This window comes from Serratia sp. BIGb0234, assembly GCF_024809915.1.
Lineage (GTDB): Bacteria > Pseudomonadota > Gammaproteobacteria > Enterobacterales > Enterobacteriaceae > Serratia > Serratia liquefaciens.
This window is the reverse complement of the sequence record NZ_JANUEI010000004.1, coordinates 349,407-370,593: the sequence shown is the minus strand read 5'-3', so window position 1 is coordinate 370,593 and position 21,187 is coordinate 349,407. Positions and strand designations below refer to the sequence as shown.

The following is a 21,187-nucleotide window of genomic DNA, read 5'->3' as shown; positions in this document are numbered from 1 at the left end:
ACGATGAAAGTCATTAAGGTACTCAATAATAGCCTGGTGCTATCGGCGGATGACGATAACAATGAAGCTATCGTGATGGGCAAGGGTATTGGCTTTAACAGCAAAGTGGGTGACGTTCTCGACCCGGCCGCGATAGAGAAAGTGTATGTGGTGCAGAACAGTCAAAAGGGCCGCGATTACCTGCGGCTGATAGAAACCACGCCGGAAGAGCACATCGAGATTGTGCAGATGATCCTGGCGGAGGCTAACCGGCAGCTTAACGGGCGGATTAACGAGCAGATTTTCTTCACCCTGGCGGACCACATCAGTTTCGCCATTGAGCGCTATCACAAGGGTATCGCAATCCAAAATCGCCTGTTGTTCGAGGTGAAGCGCTTTTACCCGCAGGAGTTCGCAGTGGCGAGCCAGGCACTGGCACACATCAACCGGCGGTTGAACATTGCGCTGCCGGAAGAAGAGGCGGGCAATATTGCTTTTCATCTGGTTAATGGTCAAACCGACGTGCAGAACATGGAGCACACGCTGCTGTCGGTGAAGATGCTGAAAGACATTTTCAATATCATCAAATACCATTTTCGCATCACGATCGACACTGACTCGCTCAACTACTCGCGTTTTTTGGTGCATATGCAGTTTTTTATTCAGCGAATGATCGAGGGGCAGCAAATGGCGTCGAAAGACGACTTTATCTTTGCGCAGGTGACCAGGGAGTATCCGCATGCCTATCGCGGCGCACTGCTGATCCGCGACTACGTGAAGAATCTGCTGCAGATGGAGATGTCGAACGATGAACTGCTGTATCTGGTGATCCATCTGACGCGTATCGCCGACCGGTCTGATTAGCCGGGCGACTGCTCGCTGACGGCTTCGGCCACCAGATCGCGAAAGCGTTGGATGATGGCCGACGTCCGGTTGCTGCGCAGCGCCAGATAAAGCGGCGCGCTGAGCTGGGCCTGTTCGGCAATGGTTCGGTAAACGATGCCGTCCCCGCCCAACCGCCGCATGGAGGCCGGTACGATCGACAACCCCAGACCGGCACCTACCAGGCTAAGGGTTGCGGGCAGGCGCGGGGCTTCCTGAATAACGCGCGGGCTGAACCCGGCACCGTGGCAGGCCGCCAGAATGGCATCATACAAGCCCTGGCCCGCCGGGCGACGATAAAGAATAAAGGCCTCCTGGGTTAACGCAGTCAGCGGTAGTGGTTGGTCGTCATGGGTGGCCAGCGGGTGACCGATGGGCAGGGCGATCAGCATCGGTTCGCGCAGCACCGGCTCAATTGTCAAACCGGGAATACCGCCCACCGGCGAGCGGACAAAGGCCACGTCGAGCCGCTCATCCACCAAGGCATCCAACAGTTCGCCGCTGCCTGCCTCTTCCAACTGAGTGGTAATGCCAGGCAGGATCTCACGGTAGCGGCGCAGCAGATTGGGCACGAAGGGATGCAATGCGGCGGAGCTGGTGAAGCCGATAGCGATATGCCCTTGTTCACCCCGCGCGGCGCGGTGTACTGCTTCGGTCAGATGCTCTGCCCGCGTCAGTAGCGCCCGCGCTTCATTGAACAACACGCTGCCGGCCTCGGTAACGCGTACGCCACGGGGCAGGCGTTGCAGCAGTTTTACCCCCAATTCCTCTTCCAGCCCCTGTAACAGGCGGGTCAACGGCGGTTGTTGTATAAACAGTCGTTCGGCGGCGCGGGTGATATTGCCTTCTTCCACCACGGTAACGAAAGCCCGCAGGCGGCGAAGTTCGATCATTGACATACCTTAAAGGTATCCTTGTTGCTTGTGAAATGCATTAGACATCATGGCATGGCGACGCGCATCATACCAGCCATCAAAATAAGCGATGTGGAACGGACAATGTCGGAATCTGATGCGGTAAAAAATGACCCGCAGGCAGCACCGCCGGGCAACGGCGAGTTGTTTTTGGGCTTTCTGATGCTCGGGCTGATTGGCTTTGGCGGCGTACTGCCGTTGGCGCGCAATATGCTGGTGGAAGACCGCCGCTGGCTCAGTGGTCAGCAGTTTACCGAGCTGCTGGGGCTGTGCCAGTTTTTGCCGGGTGGCAACGTGATTAACCTTTCGGTAGCGGTTGGCATGGAGTTTCGCGGCCTGCGCGGGGCTTTTTGCGCCCTGCTGGGGCTGATCAGCGCACCGACGGCCATCGTAGTCGGTTTGGGTATGGTTTATGCCCGCTTCCAAAATGACGCGCATGTACAACACGTATTTGCCGGTCTGGCTGCTGCGGCGGCCGGTTTGTTGCTGTCTACCGGGGTGAAGATGCTGCTGCCGCTGCGCGGTAAATGGCTGGCACTGGGCATTGTGGCGCTGTGTCTGATCGCCATCGCCTGGCTACGCTTGCCCTTACTGCCGACCATGCTGACATTGGCGCCGCTGAGCATCCTGCTGATGTGGTGGAGGGATCGCTCATGATGGCGGTATTGATCTCGCTGGCGATCATATTCACCGAGCTGTCACTGCTGGCCTTTGGCGGCGGCATGACCATTCTGCCGGAAATGCAGCGTCAGGTGGTGGAAGTTCACCAATGGATGAGCGCGCAGGAGTTCAGTGCGCTGTTCGCCATGGCGCAGGCCGCGCCGGGGCCGAATATGATGATTGTGCCGCTGGTGGGGTGGCACGTGGCCGGGTGGGCCGGGCTGTTGGTGTCCTCCATCGCCAAGTTCGGCCCGTCGTCGATTGTTACCCTGCTGGTGATGGGCGTCTGGCGACGCTTCAAGGACAAGCCCTGGCGGCGTCGGGTGCAAAGTGGATTGGTGCCGGTGACCGTTGGTTTGGTGGCGGCCAGTGGCGTGCTGATTGCCGAAGCTTCCGCACCGAATTGGCCGTTGGCGATGATTATCCTGCTGGCAACGGTGCTGAGCATGAGCAAACGTATCCACCCATTATGGGTGTTGGCGGGCGGGGCGATACTGGGGCTGTTGGTGGCGTAATCGATATTGGCGGCAGGGGCTGCTGCCGCCAGAGTGAGTTACTGGCGCGGCGTCAGCGAAAAGCGGGGCTTGCCGTTATGGTTCATCACTTCATAGCGTTTGGGGGCCGTCAACGCCAGAAACGCTACCATGCTGCCATCGGCATTGGTCAGCGTCATGCCGTCCGGCGTCGGACGCCAGGCCACCGGCAGTTCGGTGAGCGACAAGGGTTGCAGACACTGCTCTTCAGCGGTGAAACGGTAGGCGTTAGTTCCTTCGATCAGTTCATCGCTTAATTCAACGTTGCAGGCTGGGGCTTTGCCTTCGGCATCGTTTAACTGCCAGTGCCCCTTCAGCGCAGAGGGGGCCAGCAGGGGCAGTGAACTGGCAAAGGTAGTGCTGCTTAACATAAGGCTCATAACAACTCCTGTCAGGGCAACGCGCCTGAGTGCGCGCAAAGAGAGAAATCTCGACATCGGCCACTCCTTACTGAAATCCGTTAATACCATAGCACGATCCTTGTTGCTGGGTGATCCAAGGATAAGTGATTTTAATACTCGTTTATTCTGAATCAATGAATAGCCCGCAGTATAAATGACGAGCAATTAAAGCCAATAGTCTTCTTATTATTGTGGTCTATGTTTTTCAATTATTTGTTTTTAATTGCTTTAATGATTTTATTTGATTTGAAATGCCTGCTTATTATTCCACTATTGTATGGTTGCGCCGTCAGACTAATTCCCTATGCTGGATTGCGGAACTGGAATGTTCCCATTAGTTATTTTGATTGAATGCCTCACCAATTGACTGAATTCCTATTGTGTAAAGGAGAATGCGATGAACCGCAATCACAATGAAATTTTGCAAGATGACGAAGCGTTTACCGGCCTGGCGGCCACATCCCCCCACGATCCCAACTATCAATTCTACTATCACCAAACCGGCAGCATCTACAATGGGCTGGGCTATGGCGCTTATCTGACGTTGGATAATGCCAATCTCTACAGCAACCAGCGAGGTACCGGCCCGCTGACTACCTGGGGCAAGACCCGCGAAAACTACAGCTCCGAGCGCGCTGCCGATCAGCTGACTCGCAGCGGGTATACGCACAACGGCGACAACGTTTTCCATCAGCCGGCAGATCTGACCTTTTCCTTCCTGACCCAGGAAGCGCTGGATGTTATCGGCAGAACCGGAACGGGTAACAACGCCAATAAAGGGCTGGAGCCGTTGACCGAAGCGGCTAAAAGCCAGGCGTTAAAATCGATGCAGGCCTGGGCAGACGTGGCAAATGTCACCTTTACCGAAGCGCAGTCCACGGATCTGAACCACCGGGCAGACATCACCTTCGCTTATTACACCCAGAAAGCCGATGGCAGCGCTGCGGATGACAATGCCTTTGGTTACTATCCCGCCACCTCTGATCCTGCGGATGATAACAGCTACGCCGGTACGGTCTGGTTTAATAAAGGTTTTCTTACTCATCAAGCGCCGGTGCCAGGGGATTTCAGCAGCCAGACCTTCACCCATGAAATTGGCCATGCATTGGGCTTGATGCACCCTGGCGATTATGATGCTTCCGACGACAAGGACCCCACTTATATCGATGACGCCGTGTATTATCAGGATTCGGTACAATATTCGATAATGAGCTACTTCAGCGGCAATAACACCGGCTCCGATACCAAAGGGGTCAACGGTTATGGCCCGATGATTGACGACATCGCCGCGATGCAGAAACTCTACGGTGCCAATATGGAAACGCGCACCGGGGATTCGGTGTACGGCTTTAATTCCAATACCGGGCGTGACTTCCTGACCGCAACGGCGGATAACGGCAAGCCGGTGAACTTTGCGGTGTGGGACGCGGGCGGCAACGACACGCTGGATTTTTCCGGCTACAGCCAGCAGCAACTGATTAATCTCAATGACGGCGCCTTTTCCAGCGTCGGCGGCGGCACGCAGAACGTATCGATCGCCAATAATGCGGTGATCGAGAATGCCATTGGTGGCAGTGGTCGTGATGTGCTCATCGGCAACGAACAGGACAATTTACTGGCCGGCAATGCCGGTTCGGACATGTTGTATGGCGGGTTGGGGGCGGATCATCTGTGGGGCGGCAAAGACGCCAACAACTTCGCCGATTATTTCGTTTACCTCAATGCTAATGAGTCCACCACGACGGCGTTCGATGTGATTGAGGATTTCGAGCACGGCGTCGACAAGATCGACCTTTCCGGGCTGCGTTTCAACAACAGCCTGAGTGAACTGCGGTTGATCGACAGTGCCGACAGCTTCAGCGGACAGAAAGGCGAGTTCAAACTTAACTTCGATACCTTTAACGGCACGACCGATTTATTGCTGAATACCCATAACGACAGCTATGCGGCGGATTTCAAAATCCAGGTCGTAGGCCAGGTGGAGCAAAGCGATATTCTGTTTGCCTGAGTGCCGCGCTTGATAAGGGCCCGAGGGCCCTTTTTCTCAAGCTGCCATCTCCGGTCTTTAAGGGCGCAGAGCCCTGATCAGCGCCTGATTGAACCGTTCGGGCTCTTCCATTTGCGGCGCATGCCCCAGGCCAGGGAATTCGATCAGGTTGGCGTGCGGGATCATTTTCGCCACCTGTTTCCCCAGCAGATTATAGTGCCCGAGCTGAGCCTTGACGGCGGGGGGAGCGATATCGCTGCCGATGGCGGTGGTGTCGGCGGTGCCAATCATCAAGGTGGTCGGCGTTTGCAGATCCTTGAACTCGTAGAACACCGGCTGGGTGAAAATCATGTCGTAAATCAGCGCCGAGTTCCAGGCCACCAGGCGATGGCCAGGCCCATTGTTCAGCCCGGCCAGCATATCGACCCAGCGGTCATATTCTGGCTTCCAGCGGCCAACATAATAGGTCTGCAGTTCGTACTGTCGAATACCGGCAGCGGAGGTTTTCAATTCACGCTCGAACCACCGATCGACGCTGCGCCACGGCACGCCTTTGGCTTTCCAGTCTTCCAGCCCAATCGGATTGACCATCACCAGCCGTTCCACCGCCTGCGGGTACATCAGGCTGTAGCGGGTTGCCAGCATGCCGCCGGTAGAATGGCCGACGATCACCGCTTTAGCGATTTTCAGGTTATTCAATAGCGCGTGGGTATTGTTCGCCAACTGCTGAAAGCTGTATTGGTAGTGCTGCGGTTTGGTGGAGCTGCAAAAGCCGATTTGATCGGGCGCGATCACCCGATAACCGGCCTTACTTAGCGCTTTGATGGTGTCTTGCCAGGTGGCGGCGCAGAAGTTTTTGCCGTGCATCAGCACCACAGTATGGCCGTTGGCATCGCCCTCTGGCGGCACGTCCATATAGCCCATGCTTAACTGCTGCCCCTGAGAGCTGAAGCTGAATTGTTGCAGCGGGTAAGGGTAGTGAAAGCCCTGTAGCTCCTGACCGTATTTGGGCGTTTCGGCAGCCACGCTGGCAGAAAAGGCGGCCAGAGCAGCGGCTAGCGCGACTCGACGGGTCAATCTCAGCATCCTGATGTCCTTATGAAAATCGGCAAGAGTCTGAGTATAGCCGTAAAGACCATGCCTCCCTGATGAAAAGGAGGCATGAAACGCTAGGCGCTGCGCAACTGTTGTTGGCGCTCAAGCTGCTGGTTGAAATGCGCGGGGGCCCAATCCGCCTGCAGCGCCTGCATCAGCAACTGCTGCTGGGTCTGCGGAGCCAGTCCGGCCAGCGGCGGATCGCTGTCCAGATTGGTGGGGAAAGAGTAGCCGTCTGCCGCCGCCGCCACGGTCGCCGCCAACTCCGTACCCAGCAGTTCTCCTGCTTGATAGCGCCGCAGCAACGCCGGATAGATCTGCTGCAGCAGGCGCAAGCGGTTCACGGTTTCCATCGGCTTGCCGAATGCCGATGAGACCTGCAACAGATTGGCGATGCGCACATGGTCGTGGGTGACATTGTTGCCCGCAGCATGGAACAGCGCCGGGTTAAAGAACAGCGTGTCTCCCAGCTCCAGCGGCAGCTGTACGGCATGTTGCTGGAAATAGTTGATAAACTCCGGACGTCGCCAGGCCAGGTAGCCGCCGGGATACTGGTGTGAGAACGGCAGTAATTGAGTTGGGCCGGACTCCAGCGGCATCGCGGAATGCGCCACCGCACCTTGCAGCGTCAGATACTGGGACAGCAGTTGCAACGGCAACGGAAAACGTTGTACGTCCTGATTTTCCTGAAAGCCCAGATGGTAGTCACGGTGCGGTTGCTGTGCTTTGCCCCCAGGGCGCACTACGTTGACCTGCGCCGTCATTTGATACCAGGGCCCGAGCCAGGCTTCGCTGACCAACGCCAGCACAGGGTTGGCGTAGTAATCAATAAAAGCATCGGGATCGTGCTGGGCGGCCTTTTGCAGCGAATTCCAGATGCGGCCGTTATTGCCGGCGGCAGAGAAGTGATCGCCTGCGTTCCCTCTGGCGGCCTCCTCCTGGAAAATGGCTTCGAAAACCCGGTTATGGCGCTCTATGATGCTCTTGTCGGGATAGGTATTTTTAATCACCAGCACGCCGGGGCCGGTGGAAAGCGCCCGGTGCAGCTCACTCAATACCGAGGTTTTATCGGTTTGCGCACGCTCAATCAACGTGGCGGCGTGATAAATCAGCACGTTTTTTTGCGCGTCGGCCGCCAGTGGATAGTCACTCAATGTGAGCGACTGCTCACATGTCTGGCCAAAGTCATCAACCGAAAGCCGGTCAGGCTGTAAAAAAAGAGTTTCAGTCATGATGTGCTCCCGAGTTCAGGCTCAGCGGGTGGTCCGGTTTAGGTGAGCCGCCATCGCCGCAGCCAATCACCCCCTGATCGAAGTCGACAACCGCGCCGGTCATCATTCCGGACTCCTCAGACAGCAAGAACGCCACCGCACGCGCCACTTCCCGTGGTTTCAACAAGCGCCCAAACGGCTGTTGTCGTTCCGCCTGCGCTAACCAATTCTCATCGGCGTCGTGATACTGGCGCTGAATTTCATGCTCATGTGGCGTGTCCATCCAACCGATATTCAGGCCGTTTACCCGGATGCGGTTGCGCATGGCGCTGAAGGCGACGTTTTTGGTCAGGGTGATCAGTGCGCCTTTTGACGCGGCATAAGGCGCGAGAAACGACTGACCCCCGTGCGCAGTAATGGTAATGATGTTAACGATGGAACCCGCAACCTGATGCTTGATCATCACTTTGATGGCTTCCTGCATCAGGAAGAAGGGCGCGCGAATATTGACGGCGAAAATGGCGTCAAACAGCTCTGGCGTGGTGTCGATTATGGTACCGCGGTCGGACATGCCGGCGCAGTTAACCAACCCATGCAGGGTACCGAAAGCGTTTTCCGCTTCGGCAATGACGTTACGGCAGGCTGCCGGATCGGCAATGTCAGCGGTGACGAATCGGGCATCGCAGCCGGTAGCGCGTAACTTCTCTGCCTGGGCGGCCCCCGCTTTCTGATTGCGGCCGCAAAGCATCAGCCCGGCGGCTCCGCGCTCGGCCAGCAGTTGTGCCACCGCAGCGCCTAGTCCCTGGGTTGCTCCCGTCACCACGTAATAGTTTCCGGAAAACATAGTGTTTACATTCTCGTGCATTGCGTCAGCCTCAGATAATTTTTGATATTGAAAATCAATCGGTTGTTTTTATCTTCATCTTGCTATTGTTAACCCTAGCATCTACATTTTGTTAACAAAACCTCACTGAAACCTCAAAAAGACCTCAATTTGGTGGCGTCATGAAATTCTCTATCAAGCAAATTGCCGCGCAGGCGGGCGTCAGCAAGGCAACGGTCGATCGCGCGCTGCATCAGCGGGGCAAGGTGCATCAACAAACCTTGCGGCGTATTGAGCAGGCGTTGCAGGATTTGGAAAATCAGCAGCGCAGCGGCCTGGCCAGCGGCCGTACGCTGCCGATTGACGTGGTGATGCACACGCCGCAGCGTTTCAGTCAGTTGGTTACGGATGCACTGTGTAGCCAGTTGAGTGCTTTTGTGCCGTTTCGCATTACGCTGCGCTTTCATATTTTCGAACAGATCGGTACCGCTGAATTGCAGCAGGTGCTCGAGCGCTGCCGTAGCCAGGGCTCCTACGGGGTGATCCTGAAGGTGAGCGATGAGCAATTGCTCAATGACAGCGTCGGTTTGTTGCAGCAGCAGGGCATACCGGTGGTGACCATAGTGACCGATCTGCCACAAAGTCGGCGCATCAGCTATATCGGCATGGATAACCGAGCCGCCGGTCGTACAGCGGCTTATCTGATGGCACGCTGGTTACCGCCCCAGCCGCAGCGGGTGGCAGTGGTGATCAGCAGCCAGGGTTTTCGCGGCGAAGAAGAAAGAGAGAGTGGATTCCGTCAATGGCTGCGGGAAAGGGCACCGCACCTGAGCGTGGTGGACATTAGCGGCGGCCTGGGGGTGTATGCACCGACTCTGGCACGAGTGACAGAAACGTTGCGCTGTCATCCGGATATTCACGCGGTTTACAGCGTCGGTGGCGGGAACTCCGCGATTGTTGAGGCGTTCAGCCGGCAACAGCGGCCGCTGGCGGCGTTTATCGGCCACGATTTGGATCAGGAGAATCGCCAACTGCTGGCACAAGAGCGGATTGATGCGGTGATCGACCACGATTTACAACGGGACGCGCGCAATGCCTTCCAGGCCATTTTGCAACACCACGGCTTTGTTCCCGGCAATATCATCACGCATGCCTTTTCAAGGGTTAGCGTGGTGACGCCGTTTAATCTTTCAATGGTCGACGAACCCTCTGCCGGTGTTTAACGCCGAAGGTTTTTGCCACCGGCGAACCGGTGGCGAAGGGGGGAAATCAGCCTGGTGACGGGCTCTTTTTAACGGCAATAGGTTATTAAATCTCTTTATTGATGATATCGGCAACGCGCAGGGCAATGGCATAGCCGGTTAAGGTTGGATTCACCACGGTAGAGCTGGGGTGGACGCTGGTGCTGGTGATAAAGAGATTGGCATGATCGAAGGAGCGGCACTCGTGGTTGACCACCGAGTCCCGTGGATCACTGCCCATAATAGTGGTGCCCATGATATGGGAACTGGGTACCCATGCCTGGATGTCATTTAGCACTTCAGTGGCGCCAAATAACGCCTTGAACTGCTCATAGTCTTTATAAAGTTGGCCCATGGCGTTCAGGGTGTATTCATGTGCGATGTCGTAATTGATACGCGGCGTCGGCAAATTAAGCGCATCGCGCTTATTGCTCAAAGTGACGCGGTTCGCGGGATCGGGTAATACCTCGACGTAGGACGCAATTTTCAGGTAGCGTGCGCTATTGTGACGAATAAGACGATCCAGCTCAGGGCCGACGATACCCTGGTCCAGCAAACGCTTGGTGATCAACTCGTTAGGGACGGTATTATCGAGAAAGTGGCGGATTGCCGCATGCTGGTGTCGCAGCGGCGTGTCGCGCCAGGTGTTGATGCTTCCCTGCTGCGTCGGACCACGACCTGCCCAAACGGGATCTTTCGCCAGCATGGCGATAGCCCGCCCAGTATGCCCCATCATGTTACGTCCGACCTGATCCGACGAGTTGCCTATGTCCGACATCAGCATCAATTTCGGTGTTTCTACCCCATGGGCAGCCAGCACGAAATAGCGGGCCGTGAGGCGCGTACTTTCCCCCTGCGGATTCTTATAGTGCACGGCGACGATTTTGTTGTCCGGGCCTTTTTCGATACGGTAAACCACCGCATTCACCCGCAGCTTTGCCCCCCGATGCTCTGCCCAAACGACCGGCTTATCGCCAGAGAACTGCGCACCGATCGGGCAGATAGGGGCACAGTTGTTGTTACCCGCGCATATTGGTCGCCCTTGATAGGGGCGGGTCGCACGTGCATTGGGTTCATCGACGAAGTGGTGATGGGCACTGGAGACTTTTTCCGCTACCTGCTGGGTCAGATAGGTCCAGGGTTGCATCGCCATGGGATAAGGTTTGGAGCGTGGGGGATAGGGTTGTTCACCATGGCCACGCTGGTCATCGGTATCGGAGCCGCTCACGCCAATTTCTTCTTCGGCCAATTGGTACCAGGGTTCCAGCGTGTCGTAGTCAATAGGCCAGTCACGACCGTGCCCATAGAGCGTTTTTAATTTGAAGTCTGCAGGCAGATTACGCCAGGTTGCCCCGCCCCAGTGCCAGGTGGTTCCCCCAACCAGACGCAAGAAGGAAGGCTTTTGGGTAATATTGCCCACGCTCTCAATATAGTCGTCAGAATACTTGCCGGTCGCCGATTTGGGCGCCCAGGGCAGGTCTGGGTAAGGGCCGTTATAATCTGATTTATTCCCATATTGGCGAAATGCTTCAAGGATTTCCGCACGCTTAACGCGGGGGCCCGCTTCTAAAATGATGACGGATCTTCCTTGCCTGGCAAGGCTGTTCGCAATAGCACCGCCTAAAATACCGGCACCCACGACGATAATGTCGCAATCATATTCAATGGCCATATTTGCTCACTAATGATCTTCAATTTTCTAAATTTGGCGTGGCTATCCAGTAATTGGGTCGCGCGCGAATATAGGTAGGGATCACGGTCACATCACTCGTTGCCTGGAACATCAAGGCTTTCTCGTAATTCACTACCACGGCCTGGCGGCCACGCCCTACATTACCGGTATAAAAGCTCTCTATAATTAGCAGTGCTAATTTCCGATTTTCATCCTCTGCGGGCAGGGCAGAAATAAAGGATTGAACATCGGGTGCACCACTATCGCTTATCCTTTTTTCCAACATGCCGAGCCTGTCGCCAAACTTCTCGGTATGGGACGCCATGGTTGAATACATGGCAGCGGTAAATGCCGGATCGAGGTTCTGTCGGAGGGTCAGCCACTGAGCCAACTGATTAAAAAGCACCTCTGTGTGTTTGTCATCGAGCCGTTTTAGCGGGGTTGAAACGGCATTGACCGACAGAAAGGCAGCCCCCGCGATGAGGGTGCTTTTCAGCAGATGGCGACGAGAAAAGCCGTAGCTCGCTTTACTTTTGCTCTCTTTTTTCATTGCACGACGTCCTCATTGCTGGAACCACGCAGTTTTTCAACCTGATCGGGGGTGACGTTGAGTGCATGTCCGCCGAAGCTTTCCACCAGATATTCAGCCAGTTGAGCGATTTGTTGATTGCTCAACTGATCTGAGAACGCGGGCATAAAGTAGTGGTCCTTACCGTTGTTCACGTTGGCGCCGTGTAGAATGACCTGAATCAGGTTGTTGGCGTCGTTCGCGCCGATCACGCTGTTGCCGAGCATTGAAGGGTAATAACCGTCCGTTGTGCCGGCACCTTCTCTGCCATGGCAGCTTGCACAATTGTTCAGATAAATGTTGGCGCCCGGCATTTCGTCGTTCGGCCTCGGCTGCACCTGAGATGAGCGCGGTCGGGTCTGTTCATCACCTACGGCCTGTATGTCTTTCAAATACCCTGCAATGGCGTTCAGGTCCGCATCATTCATTTTGCTGAAGCTGTGGGTAATGGCTTCCGCCATGGAACCGGCTGCCTGAGCTTTAAAGGGGACATTGCCTGTTTTCAGATATTGAACGATCTCTTGCTGTGTCCAGCTACCGATACCTGATGCTTTGTCGCTGGTGATGTTAAACGCCTCCCAGCCGCCAATCTTGGCGCCGGCCAGGAAGCCTTTCTGGCTTTCGTCATAGGCTTTTTCTTGCATGCCCAATCCGCGGGGGGTGTGGCAAGAGCCGCAGTGTGCGGCGCCTTGCACCAAATAAGCGCCACGGTTCCACTCTGGGCTGCGGTCTGATTTGTATTGATAAGCCCCTTTCTCCAGAAATAGAGTATTCCAGGCCATCAGCGGCCAGCGCAGGGTAAGGGGCCAAGAGAAGTCAGGCTTTTTATTCGGTTGGTTAACAGGCTCAACGCCATGCATAAAATAGGCATACAGGTTGGCAATGTCTTCGTCCGTTAACTTGGTGTAAGAGGGGAATGGCATTGCCGGATAAAGATTTGAACCATCACGTCTAATCCCTTCCCGTAATACCTTCTTAAAATCTTCCAATGTATATTCGCCAATGCCGTAGGTTTTATCTGGCGTGATGTTGGTGGAGTAAATATTGCCCATGGGCAATGGCATAGCCAACCCCCCGCTAAAAGGCTTGCCACCCGACGCGGTATGGCAGGCCACACAGTCTGAAGCAATGGCTAAATATCGGCCTTTGTGCTGTGCAAAATCACTCTCTGCGTCAGCAGTTTGCGCGTAACTCAATGAAGAATATAAAGGCATCACGACGACCAGGAAACGGGTGAGCCTCTTTATACTCCAATGAGTTTTTTTATTACTCATCTTTGTTTTCCAAACCAAAATGGTGATATATAGCGTTAAGATACAAAAATACTGTAACGGTTTAGTATTCAATGTATTGATCTGCAGCCGCTAATGTCAACGGTTATGTCTGTCGTTCAGCATTAATTGTTAATTTTTAGTGGGATGTAAATGGCGGAGTCAGATTGGGGAGTTTTGGGATAAAGCGCCTTGGGTTCAGGCGCTTTTGACGTATGTTTATGCCACCGGGCGCCGCCATAACCCAGCAAACCGGCCCGGTTTGGCAAACATCACCAGATTGCCAAGCAGAATCAGGCACAGGCCTATCACCGCATTGGTGTGCCACTGATAGCCTTCATACAGGGTTGAAATCGTCAGTGCCACCAGAGGAAACAGCAGGGTGCTGTAGGCAGCCGCCCCGGCGCCGATCCGCCCCAGCAGGCTGAAATAGGCCGCAAAGGCAATCACCGAGCCGAAAATCGCCAGATACAGCAACGAGCCGATGTAACGGGTGCTGAACTCAATCTGGAATGAGGCACCCTGGGCCAACGCAATCAGCGCCATCAGGATTGCGCCGTAGCTCATGGCATAGGTATTGGTGGAAAGAATGTCCAGCCCATGCCGCTGGTGGCGGGAGCTGATCATATTCCCCAAAGAGAAGCCGTAGGTGCCAAGAGCGCTCAGCCCGATGCCTTTCAACAGGTCCGGCGCCATTTGCGTTGCCACCAGATCTTGCCAGAACAGGGCGACGATCCCGGTCAGGCCCAGCACCGCAGCCGGTAACAGATTGGGGCTAGGGCGCTGGCGAAAGAAAATAATGCCGTTAACGGCATTGAACAGCACTGCCATCGAGAAAATCACCGATTCCAGCCCGCTGCTGATGTAGGCTGCGGCATGGTAAAAACAGTAGAAGTTAAAACCGAAAACGCAGCAGCCTTGCAGGACGCAAAACAGATGGTCGCGCAGGGCGATACGGCGCAGACGTCGTGCCAATAAAAGAATGACGAGCATCACTACTGCGGAAACCACAAAACGGTAACTGATGGAAACGGGAATGGCCACCGGGCCTTCCTGCTGCAGGGTAATGGCAATCCAGGTGGTGCCCCAAATCAGCACCACGGCAAGGTACAACAGCACGTTCATAATTAACTCCGGCAAAATGGATAGGCTCAGTATCCGCCGCTGCACGGCGCCGCGCTTTCAGCGCTTTGCGAGCAATTGCATATTCTTGCGCTTTTTTTGGCAAAAGCGCGTGCTGATGGCTGGTATGGCATCGCGCCACTCTCTAAACTGGAAAGATTGAGCAAAGCGGGGTCGGTAATGTCCAGATACAAGGCGTTTGAAACGCTGCGGGAACATAAAGCGCAGTTGCACGACAGTGTGCGATTAAGCTGCGGCGTAGAGCTGGCCGCCTGGTCCAACTGTGACGACCGTATTACCCAGGAAAGCGCAGAGCACCATACTCTGAGCCTGTACGTCGCCGACGGTTACGAGTGCTATCAAAAAGTGCCTGGAGGGTGGAGAAACGGCGGCGGACCTGACCGTTTCTGCATTATGCCGCGCCAGTATGAGTCCACCTGGGACGTGCGCAGCGATCTGTCTTTCGTCCACCTTTACTGTACCGATAAGCACCTGCGTCAGGTGGCGGAACAAATCTGGGATCGCAGCCCGGCGTCGATAAATCTGGTGCCCAACGCGTTTGCCGAAGACCCGCAAATCACCTTGCTGTATCGCCAGTTTCTACTCAGTTGCAACTGGCAGGAACGGGCCAATCAGCTGTCCCTCAGCAGTGCCACAACGCTGCTGATGACCTGTCTGGTTCAGCGCTACAGTGAACTGCAATGGACGCTGCCGCAGGTCCGTGGCGGTCTGGCCCCGGCCGTTGCCAAACGGGTGAAAGAGTATATCGAGCAGCACCTCGATCTGCCGCTGGTATTGGCCGATTTGGCCGCGCAGGCGGGGCTGAGCGAGTTCCACTTCGCCCGTATGTTCAAACATGACACCGGTCTGGCGCCGCATCAGTTTGTCATGCGCGCACGGCTACAGCAGGCAGAGCAGTTGCTTTGCCACAGTCAGTTGCCGCTGACGCAGATAGCGCTGGAGTGCGGTTTCAGCTCCGCCAGTCATTTCAGCAATCGCTTCAAAGTGGCCTATGGATGTTCCCCAACGCAGCGGCGTCAGGGGCGTTAACCTCAACAGGAGAGAACATGGAACAGCAGTTCGCAGGACTGGGCGTGTTGTTTGTCGCCGGATTTGGGCCCATTACCCAACAAACAGAGCACAGCAAGGCATTTTACGTCGATGCCCTGGGGCTGCCGTTGAAGCCGATGGAAGGCAATGCCGATTATCTGCTGAGCGAGCACGGCGCGCTGGAAGGCGTGAAGCACTTTGCTCTCTGGCCGCTGGCGCAGGCCGCGCAGTCGTGTTTGGGCAGCGATCAATGGCCGACGGACCTGCCGGTGCCGCAAGCCTGGATGGAATTTGACGTCGCTGATATGGCGCTGGCAACTCAGGGATTGGTTGACCGTGGCTACCGTCTGCTGGTTGCCAATCGCGAAGAGCCTTGGGGCCAGAGTGTCACACGGTTGCTCAGCCCTGAAGGGCTATTGATTGGCGTTACCTTTACCCCTTGGTTGCGTGATTGATTTTCACTGGTCTAATTCCCTCGCCGCTGGTGGGGGATATATCGTTTTTTAGAAAAATTGATTATTAGCTTATTCAAAACCCCAACTGATAAACCTATTGTTCTCGAGCTTTTCATGTGATTGGTGATAGTTATTCCTGTTAGTTAGATAAAAACATCATCCATAGATCGTTATTTCCTTTCTTTAGAAGCCTAAATAAAATTATGGTACTCATAATTACACGCCAAGGAAAATTAAATAGAGATAATTCTTATATTCCACGCCCATCGCTAAAATAATAATGATTCTCGTTTTCAACCAAGGAAAGGAAGAGGGAACTATGGGTAAATTAGCAAGGGTAGGGATGACAACATTAATATCCCTGGGGATGACGATGATATTACCTACGGCAATGGCGGAGAATATCAATACGCCAAATAAGGATGTTACGGCCCAGCAAACGCAGCCGTCGTTTATCGCGGCCGGAAAAGTTGTGCAGGTTACTTTCGGCGATTTTGCCTTCAAACTGGATTTCACCGACGACAAAACCATGACCTTTACGGGGGTTGGCGCGGCCTCTCAGGGCGTAACCGACACCGTTCAGTATACGGCGGTTGAGATACGTCCCAAGGTCTACATGGTTTACTGGAGCGAACCCAAGTCCGGCGATAATGTCACTCATGTCGAGGATTTTCAGCGGGGTGAGGTCTACACCAATATCGCCAGTAAGGATGGGACTTTCACCCATCTGAAAGGGCAATTGAAAATCATAGGTCACTCAGGAAAATAAAGGAGCTACAATGAAAAAGGTATTTATCCCTTTGGTTATCGTCGGCAGTATGCTGGCCAATTACCCTGCATTGGCGGTTAAAAACAGCGAGCCTCATAAAGTCGCTGGAAATAAAAACATTCAGGATCAAAAGAAATTAAAGGTAGTGGAAGATCTGTACGCCGGTTTCTTTAATAAGCATGATATCAGCGTGGCGCAGCGGCTGATTGTGGAAAACTACAAGCAACATAATCCGTTTGTTGGCGATGGCATTAAACCGTTCCTGGATTTCTTCAGCCAGAATTTTAAAGATAATCCACAGTTCAGCGCGAAAATATACCGCAGTGCAGTGAGCGGCGACCTGGTGTATGTCCACGTATTGTATAAAAACAATCCACAAGACCGCGGTACCGCCAGCGTGGATATTTATCGGGTGAACAATCAGGGAAAAATCACCGAACACTGGGACGTCAATCAGGAAGTGCCGGAGAAATCGGCCAACGACAACACCATGTTCTAACGCTACAGGGCCGCTCCGGCGGCCCTGTTACTCATCTGCGCCCACTCTCGACCTGTTTGAACTGCCTGCGTACCTGTAAGCAATTGAGCAGCACCAACACCGCCGTGACGGCAAACACCCAGCGGAACCCCATCAGCGCCGAAACTCCAGAACCAATCAACGGACCGACCACGTTGCCAAGATACATAAACGACTGGTTGTAGCCGAAGATACGGCCGGTGACCTGATCGGAAGAGTACTTCAACAACAGCGTCTGTACCGCAGGCATCAGGGCACCGTCGGCAAAGCCCAGCAGAAAACGTAGGATCCCCAACTGGAGCGGTGTTTCCACCCAGGCCATGATGGCGAACAGCAGGGTGGTTAGCCCCAGCGCCGCCAGCAGAATGCGTGCGGTGCCAATACGATCGCCCAGCCGGCCGAGGCGTGGTGCGGAAATCAACGCCGCCACCCCAGGCACGGCGGCAATCATGCCGCTAATAAAGGCGATATTACCGCTATCACCTGACAACTCTTTTATAAACAGCGTCAGTATCGGGCTGATGGAGGAGTTGGCAAGTTGGATCATCAGGGTGCTGATAAACAGCGTTACAATCAGCGCAGGATAGGGCAGCGACTGGAAAACGGCCTTGCCGCTCAATCGGTCGGCTTTTTTTACCTCGATACGCCGCTCTTTTATCAGGAACAAGGTAATCAAAAAGCTGACGAACATCAGCCCAGCGGTAACGTAAAACACCACGCGCAACCCCAAGTGGTCCGCCATCAGCCCGCCGAGCAGCGGGCCGGCGATCACTCCGGAAATTTGACCGGTGGACAAGGTGCCCAGCGCCCAACCGCTTTTATCGCGCGGCACCTGCGAGGCAACCAGCGCCATTGCATTGGGGATATAGCCGGAGGTCAGGCCCATCAACGCACGCAGCGCAAACAGCTGATAAACGTTAGTGACCATGCCCTGCAGTGCAATGACAATAGCCATGCCCAGCGAGGCGCGCAACAGCATCAGCTTGCGGCCTTTGCGGTCCGCCAGACTGCCCCACAGCGGCGACACCAGTGCAGACACCAAAAAAGTGCCGCTGAACACCAGGCCCGACCAAATACTGAGCGACTGGTGACCGCTGACGCCGAGCTGTTCGACGTACAGCGGCAGAAAAGGGAGGATTTGGCTCATTGCCAGCCCGGTGAAGAAACAGCCGAGCCAGACCGAAATCAGATTGAGTTTCCACGCTTCCATCAGCTTGTCGTACCACTTTGAATTAGGAGGGAATTATTGAGCAAGATAATAATAACACCGGTTACCAGGGCATGCCGGATGAAATAAGTGAACAAAAGTAAAACCTGCCGGTTGGCGGATGGCTGTAAAGGCGGTATCCCGCGCTATGGCGTCGTAATGCTACTGTTAAATGCTCACCGGTAACGCAAGATTGCCGGTTGCCATCGGCGATGCCGTCATGGTGCTATAGCAAGAAATCAGCATTGTTCAGGAGACGCGGAAAATGACGTTTACGCTGCGAGAGATGGGGGCGGCCGATGTAGCGCCCGCGCATGTGCTGTCGCAAAAAATACAGTGGCCGCATCGGCTGGAAGATTGGCAGCAAGCGTGGTCATTGGGTGGCGGGGTGATCGCTGAAGTCGAGGGAGACGTGGTTGGTTGCGCCCTGCGCTGGCTATGGGGCGACCAACGGGCCACGCTAGGGTTGGTGATTGTTGCAGAGCAATGTCGTGGGCAAGGTATCGCCAGAGCCATGTTGCAGCAGATGATAGCGCCTTTGCCCGACTATCAGCTTCATCTGGTAGCGACCGCTCAAGGCAAACCGCTGTACCAAAAATTGGGGTTTATCGATCAGGGATTACTGGCGCAGCACCAATGCCGGGAGATGCCGGCAGGCCATACCGCACCTTTGCCCAAGGGGGCAAGTTTACGGCCGGCCTTGCCGCAGGATCTTGCCACCCTGGTTGAGCTGGATTTGGCCGCCAGCGGCCTCAGCCGCCAACCCCTGTTGGCCGCAATGTTGGCAAGCGCCGAACAGGCTTTGGTGCTGGAGCAGCAGGGGATTGCCGTCGGATTTGCCTTCCGACGTCGTTTTGGTCACGGCAACATGATTGGCCCAGTGGTTGCGCCTGATCTAACGGGGGCCATTGCCATGGTTGACGCCTTATGCCTGCCTTGTCAGGGCGAGTTTGTGCGGGTGGATGCTCCTCTGGCCAGCGGCCTCAGCCCTTGGCTGGCCGAGCGCGGTTTACCCTGTGTCGATACGCCGACCATTATGGTGCGTGGCGTGCCCCATAGACCGGATTGCGACGTTGCACTGACATTTTCACTGGTTTCGCAAGCCTGGTCATAAAATTGAAATTAAGGGTTCAGGGTGGTGCATCGCCCGATGCATTGCCCAAATGTTGTGCAATAGTTATCAACTGATGACTATGTTGTAACCGCAGGTTTTTGTCGTTCCTGCGCCGCCGTACGCCGTCGCGCGTGAAATTTCCCCTGCAATCCGCAATTGGCACAGGCCATGCATTGTCATCATCTCGCTTTGTTATCTGAGTAACAGAGTGGGGTTTGGTGACAACTCAACAACAGCGGGCGAACTATGGCAGAGCATCCAGATGTGATGGCACAAATAGAAGCGTCATTTGCGGTGCAAACTCCCACCGGGAAACGCATTGCCGGATATCTGCTGGCCAATTTGCCGCAGGTGCCATTTGAGACCGCCGACAGCATTGCTCGTAGCACCGCCACCAGCGGTATTTCGGTCGGGCGCTACCTGCGCAGCCTGGGTTACCGCAACCTTGAGGACTTAAAGCGCACCTTGCGCGAGCAGGGTACGGCTTTGCATCAACCCTGGGGCGTGACCGATCGCCTGGGGGCTTATCGCCGTCGGCGCGAACAGCCGCAACCCCAAAAATTACGTCAGTCATTAACGCTGGAGCTGGAAGCGATCGAACACGTTTACCAATTGGCCGGCGGCGAAGCCTTTGCGCAGGTCAGCCGTCAGTTGGCGCAGGCGGAAGCGGTGTTTGTCGTGGGCATACAGTCGACGCGCGGCATTGCCAATGCCTTTTACAGCCATCTGGAATATCTGCGGCCCAAGGTCTATTACGCGGACGGGTTATCCGGCACCTATGTGGAGTCGCTAAATTCGGAATTCAGTGCGCCATATCTGGTGCTGACGGACACGCGCGCGTATTCGACCATCGCACAAAAATACTGCCAGGCGGCCTGTGCGCGTGGGCTGCGGCTGGCGCTGATTACCGATATTTACTGCCCCTGGGCTCGGGATTACCCGATCGACCTGCTGCAGGTAAAAACCGACACCGGTCAGTTTTGGGATTCGCTGGCCCCGCTCAGTTGCCTGTTCAACCTGCTGCTGTCTTCGGTGCTGGAACAGGGCGGTACAGCGGTCGAGCAACGGCTGGCAAGCAACCGAATGCTGCAAAAAGAGCTGGGGCAATTTGAATCTTAACCGTATGGGAAAACGCAATGAGTGACAATGTAACATTAACCGATCTGGCCGAGGCCTTCCCTGGTCTGCCGATTGAGTTGAAATATGCCGGCGCCGACAACCTGACGGGCCGGGCGATTTATCGCGAGAGCCGCTGCCTGCTGCATCCTGATGCGGTGCAGGGGCTGACGCGTTGCCTGCTGGCGGCACGGCTGGCCGGTTTTTCCCTGCTGGTATTTGACGCTTATCGACCGCAGCAGGCGCAGGCGTTGCTTTGGCAAGCCTGTCCGGATCCGCAGTATGTCACCAGCACCTTGACCGGATCGCATCATAGCCGGGGTGTCGCGATCGACGTGACGCTGTTGGACGCCGAGGGTATCGCTCTGGATATGGGCACCGGCTTTGATGAAATGAGCGAAAAATCACACCCGTTTTATCCCGATTTCCCTCCGGAGGTGCAGCGCAACCGGCTGCTGCTGAATGCGGTGATGGCCGCCGGAGGTTTTCGCGGGATCGCCAGCGAATGGTGGCACTTCGAGCTGCCCAACGCCGGGGATTATCCGCTGCTGGCCGATCGCTTCGGCTGTTTTTCTTACGACTAAAACAACACACATTCAA

The 21,187-nt window shown here is 55.1% G+C and carries 22 protein-coding genes; 12 read left to right on the top strand and 10 right to left on the bottom strand.

Going from position 1 to position 21,187, the window contains the following annotated elements; genetic code table 11:
- Nucleotides 1–3 precede the first annotated feature (3 nt).
- On the top strand, nt 4–843 hold the full coding sequence (gene licT / locus M2407_RS17910; RefSeq protein WP_048759048.1) for a BglG family transcription antiterminator LicT: 840 nt from the start codon (nt 4–6) through the stop codon (nt 841–843).
- On the opposite strand, the gene M2407_RS17905 is transcribed toward licT, so the two are convergent.
- Nucleotides 840–1,760: a LysR family transcriptional regulator gene (locus tag M2407_RS17905; protein ID WP_046373611.1), complete on the bottom strand. Its 921-nt coding sequence runs from the start codon at nt 1,758–1,760 to the stop codon at nt 840–842. The two genes, licT and M2407_RS17905, sit on opposite strands and share 4 nt — an antisense overlap.
- Nucleotides 1,761–1,859: 99 nt before the next feature.
- Between M2407_RS17905 and M2407_RS17900 the strand changes: the two genes are divergently transcribed.
- Together M2407_RS17900 and M2407_RS17895 are read left to right on the top strand one after the other, a co-directional pair.
- Nucleotides 1,860–2,432, top strand: coding sequence for a chromate transporter (locus tag M2407_RS17900; protein ID WP_020826804.1), 573 nt, complete (start codon nt 1,860–1,862; stop codon nt 2,430–2,432).
- Nucleotides 2,429–2,950 carry a chromate transporter gene (locus tag M2407_RS17895; protein WP_020826805.1) on the top strand — a complete coding sequence of 174 codons (522 nt, stop codon included), beginning with the start codon at nt 2,429–2,431 and terminating at the stop codon, nt 2,948–2,950. The genes M2407_RS17900 and M2407_RS17895 overlap by 4 nt, the downstream gene beginning before the upstream one ends.
- A gap of 38 nt (nt 2,951–2,988) precedes the next feature.
- Here the strand turns inward: M2407_RS17895 and M2407_RS17890 are convergent, their stop codons facing one another.
- Complete coding sequence (locus M2407_RS17890; protein ID WP_020826806.1) at nt 2,989–3,348, bottom strand: AprI/Inh family metalloprotease inhibitor; 360 nt, start codon at nt 3,346–3,348, stop codon at nt 2,989–2,991.
- 418 nt (nt 3,349–3,766) lie between these two features.
- Between M2407_RS17890 and M2407_RS17885 the strand changes: the two genes are divergently transcribed.
- Nucleotides 3,767–5,377 (top strand): serralysin family metalloprotease, encoded by a 1,611-nt coding sequence (locus M2407_RS17885; protein ID WP_128864934.1) that lies wholly within the window; start codon nt 3,767–3,769, stop codon nt 5,375–5,377.
- Between the two features lie 57 nt (nt 5,378–5,434).
- Here M2407_RS17885 and M2407_RS17880 read toward each other — a convergent pair whose 3' ends face one another.
- The 3 genes from M2407_RS17880 to M2407_RS17870 all read right to left on the bottom strand — a co-directional run bounded on the left by M2407_RS17880 (nt 5,435) and on the right by M2407_RS17870 (nt 8,506).
- Nucleotides 5,435–6,442, bottom strand: a complete 1,008-nt coding sequence (locus M2407_RS17880) for an alpha/beta fold hydrolase (protein WP_130015705.1) — start codon at nt 6,440–6,442, stop codon at nt 5,435–5,437.
- 83 nt (nt 6,443–6,525) lie between these two features.
- Nucleotides 6,526–7,683, bottom strand: a complete 1,158-nt coding sequence (locus tag M2407_RS17875; RefSeq protein ID WP_259218781.1) for a phytanoyl-CoA dioxygenase family protein — start codon at nt 7,681–7,683, stop codon at nt 6,526–6,528.
- A complete protein-coding gene (locus M2407_RS17870) occupies nt 7,676–8,506 on the bottom strand; it encodes an SDR family oxidoreductase (RefSeq protein WP_234530236.1) in 831 nt (276 codons plus the stop codon). Before M2407_RS17870 ends, M2407_RS17875 begins: the two co-directional genes overlap by 8 nt.
- A 161-nt stretch (nt 8,507–8,667) precedes the next feature.
- Between M2407_RS17870 and M2407_RS17865 the strand changes: the two genes are divergently transcribed.
- A complete protein-coding gene (locus M2407_RS17865) occupies nt 8,668–9,708 on the top strand; it encodes a LacI family DNA-binding transcriptional regulator (RefSeq protein WP_046373604.1) in 1,041 nt (346 codons plus the stop codon).
- Between the two features lie 85 nt (nt 9,709–9,793).
- On the opposite strand, the gene M2407_RS17860 is transcribed toward M2407_RS17865, so the two are convergent.
- From M2407_RS17860 to M2407_RS17845, 4 genes are all read right to left on the bottom strand, one after another.
- Nucleotides 9,794–11,398 carry a GMC family oxidoreductase gene (locus M2407_RS17860; protein ID WP_128864932.1) on the bottom strand — a complete coding sequence of 535 codons (1,605 nt, stop codon included), beginning with the start codon at nt 11,396–11,398 and terminating at the stop codon, nt 9,794–9,796.
- A 19-nt stretch (nt 11,399–11,417) separates the two neighbouring features.
- On the bottom strand, nt 11,418–11,948 hold the full coding sequence (locus M2407_RS17855) for a sugar dehydrogenase complex small subunit (RefSeq protein ID WP_174574188.1): 531 nt from the start codon (nt 11,946–11,948) through the stop codon (nt 11,418–11,420).
- A complete protein-coding gene (locus tag M2407_RS17850) occupies nt 11,945–13,240 on the bottom strand; it encodes a cytochrome c (RefSeq protein WP_130015709.1) in 1,296 nt (431 codons plus the stop codon). The genes M2407_RS17855 and M2407_RS17850 overlap by 4 nt, the downstream gene beginning before the upstream one ends.
- A gap of 216 nt (nt 13,241–13,456) precedes the next feature.
- Nucleotides 13,457–14,362 (bottom strand): DMT family transporter, encoded by a 906-nt coding sequence (locus tag M2407_RS17845; RefSeq protein WP_020826815.1) that lies wholly within the window; start codon nt 14,360–14,362, stop codon nt 13,457–13,459.
- Between the two features lie 177 nt (nt 14,363–14,539).
- Between M2407_RS17845 and M2407_RS17840 the strand changes: the two genes are divergently transcribed.
- The 4 genes from M2407_RS17840 to M2407_RS17825 all read left to right on the top strand — a co-directional run bounded on the left by M2407_RS17840 (nt 14,540) and on the right by M2407_RS17825 (nt 17,132).
- Nucleotides 14,540–15,409: a helix-turn-helix domain-containing protein gene (locus M2407_RS17840; RefSeq protein WP_020826816.1), complete on the top strand. Its 870-nt coding sequence runs from the start codon at nt 14,540–14,542 to the stop codon at nt 15,407–15,409.
- A 17-nt stretch (nt 15,410–15,426) separates the two neighbouring features.
- Nucleotides 15,427–15,864 carry a glyoxalase gene (locus M2407_RS17835; protein ID WP_259218775.1) on the top strand — a complete coding sequence of 146 codons (438 nt, stop codon included), beginning with the start codon at nt 15,427–15,429 and terminating at the stop codon, nt 15,862–15,864.
- Nucleotides 15,865–16,183: 319 nt separating this feature from the next.
- Complete coding sequence (locus M2407_RS17830; protein ID WP_238387455.1) at nt 16,184–16,633, top strand: MoaF-related domain-containing protein; 450 nt, start codon at nt 16,184–16,186, stop codon at nt 16,631–16,633.
- Between the two features lie 10 nt (nt 16,634–16,643).
- Nucleotides 16,644–17,132, top strand: a complete 489-nt coding sequence (locus tag M2407_RS17825) for an ester cyclase (protein ID WP_020826819.1) — start codon at nt 16,644–16,646, stop codon at nt 17,130–17,132.
- 31 nt (nt 17,133–17,163) lie between these two features.
- Here the strand turns inward: M2407_RS17825 and M2407_RS17820 are convergent, their stop codons facing one another.
- Entirely contained in the window at nt 17,164–18,360 is a 1,197-nt protein-coding gene (locus M2407_RS17820; RefSeq protein ID WP_259218772.1) for a multidrug efflux MFS transporter, read from the bottom strand.
- A gap of 262 nt (nt 18,361–18,622) precedes the next feature.
- On the opposite strand from M2407_RS17820, the gene M2407_RS17815 reads away from it, so the two are divergent.
- From M2407_RS17815 to ddpX, 3 genes are all read left to right on the top strand, one after another.
- Nucleotides 18,623–19,471: a GNAT family N-acetyltransferase gene (locus M2407_RS17815; RefSeq protein ID WP_259218771.1), complete on the top strand. Its 849-nt coding sequence runs from the start codon at nt 18,623–18,625 to the stop codon at nt 19,469–19,471.
- 246 nt (nt 19,472–19,717) lie between these two features.
- Nucleotides 19,718–20,590 carry a MurR/RpiR family transcriptional regulator gene (locus M2407_RS17810; RefSeq protein WP_020826822.1) on the top strand — a complete coding sequence of 291 codons (873 nt, stop codon included), beginning with the start codon at nt 19,718–19,720 and terminating at the stop codon, nt 20,588–20,590.
- 17 nt (nt 20,591–20,607) lie between these two features.
- Nucleotides 20,608–21,171 carry a D-alanyl-D-alanine dipeptidase gene (ddpX, locus tag M2407_RS17805; RefSeq protein ID WP_046373595.1) on the top strand — a complete coding sequence of 188 codons (564 nt, stop codon included), beginning with the start codon at nt 20,608–20,610 and terminating at the stop codon, nt 21,169–21,171.
- The last annotated feature ends 16 nt before the right edge of the window (nt 21,172–21,187 follow it).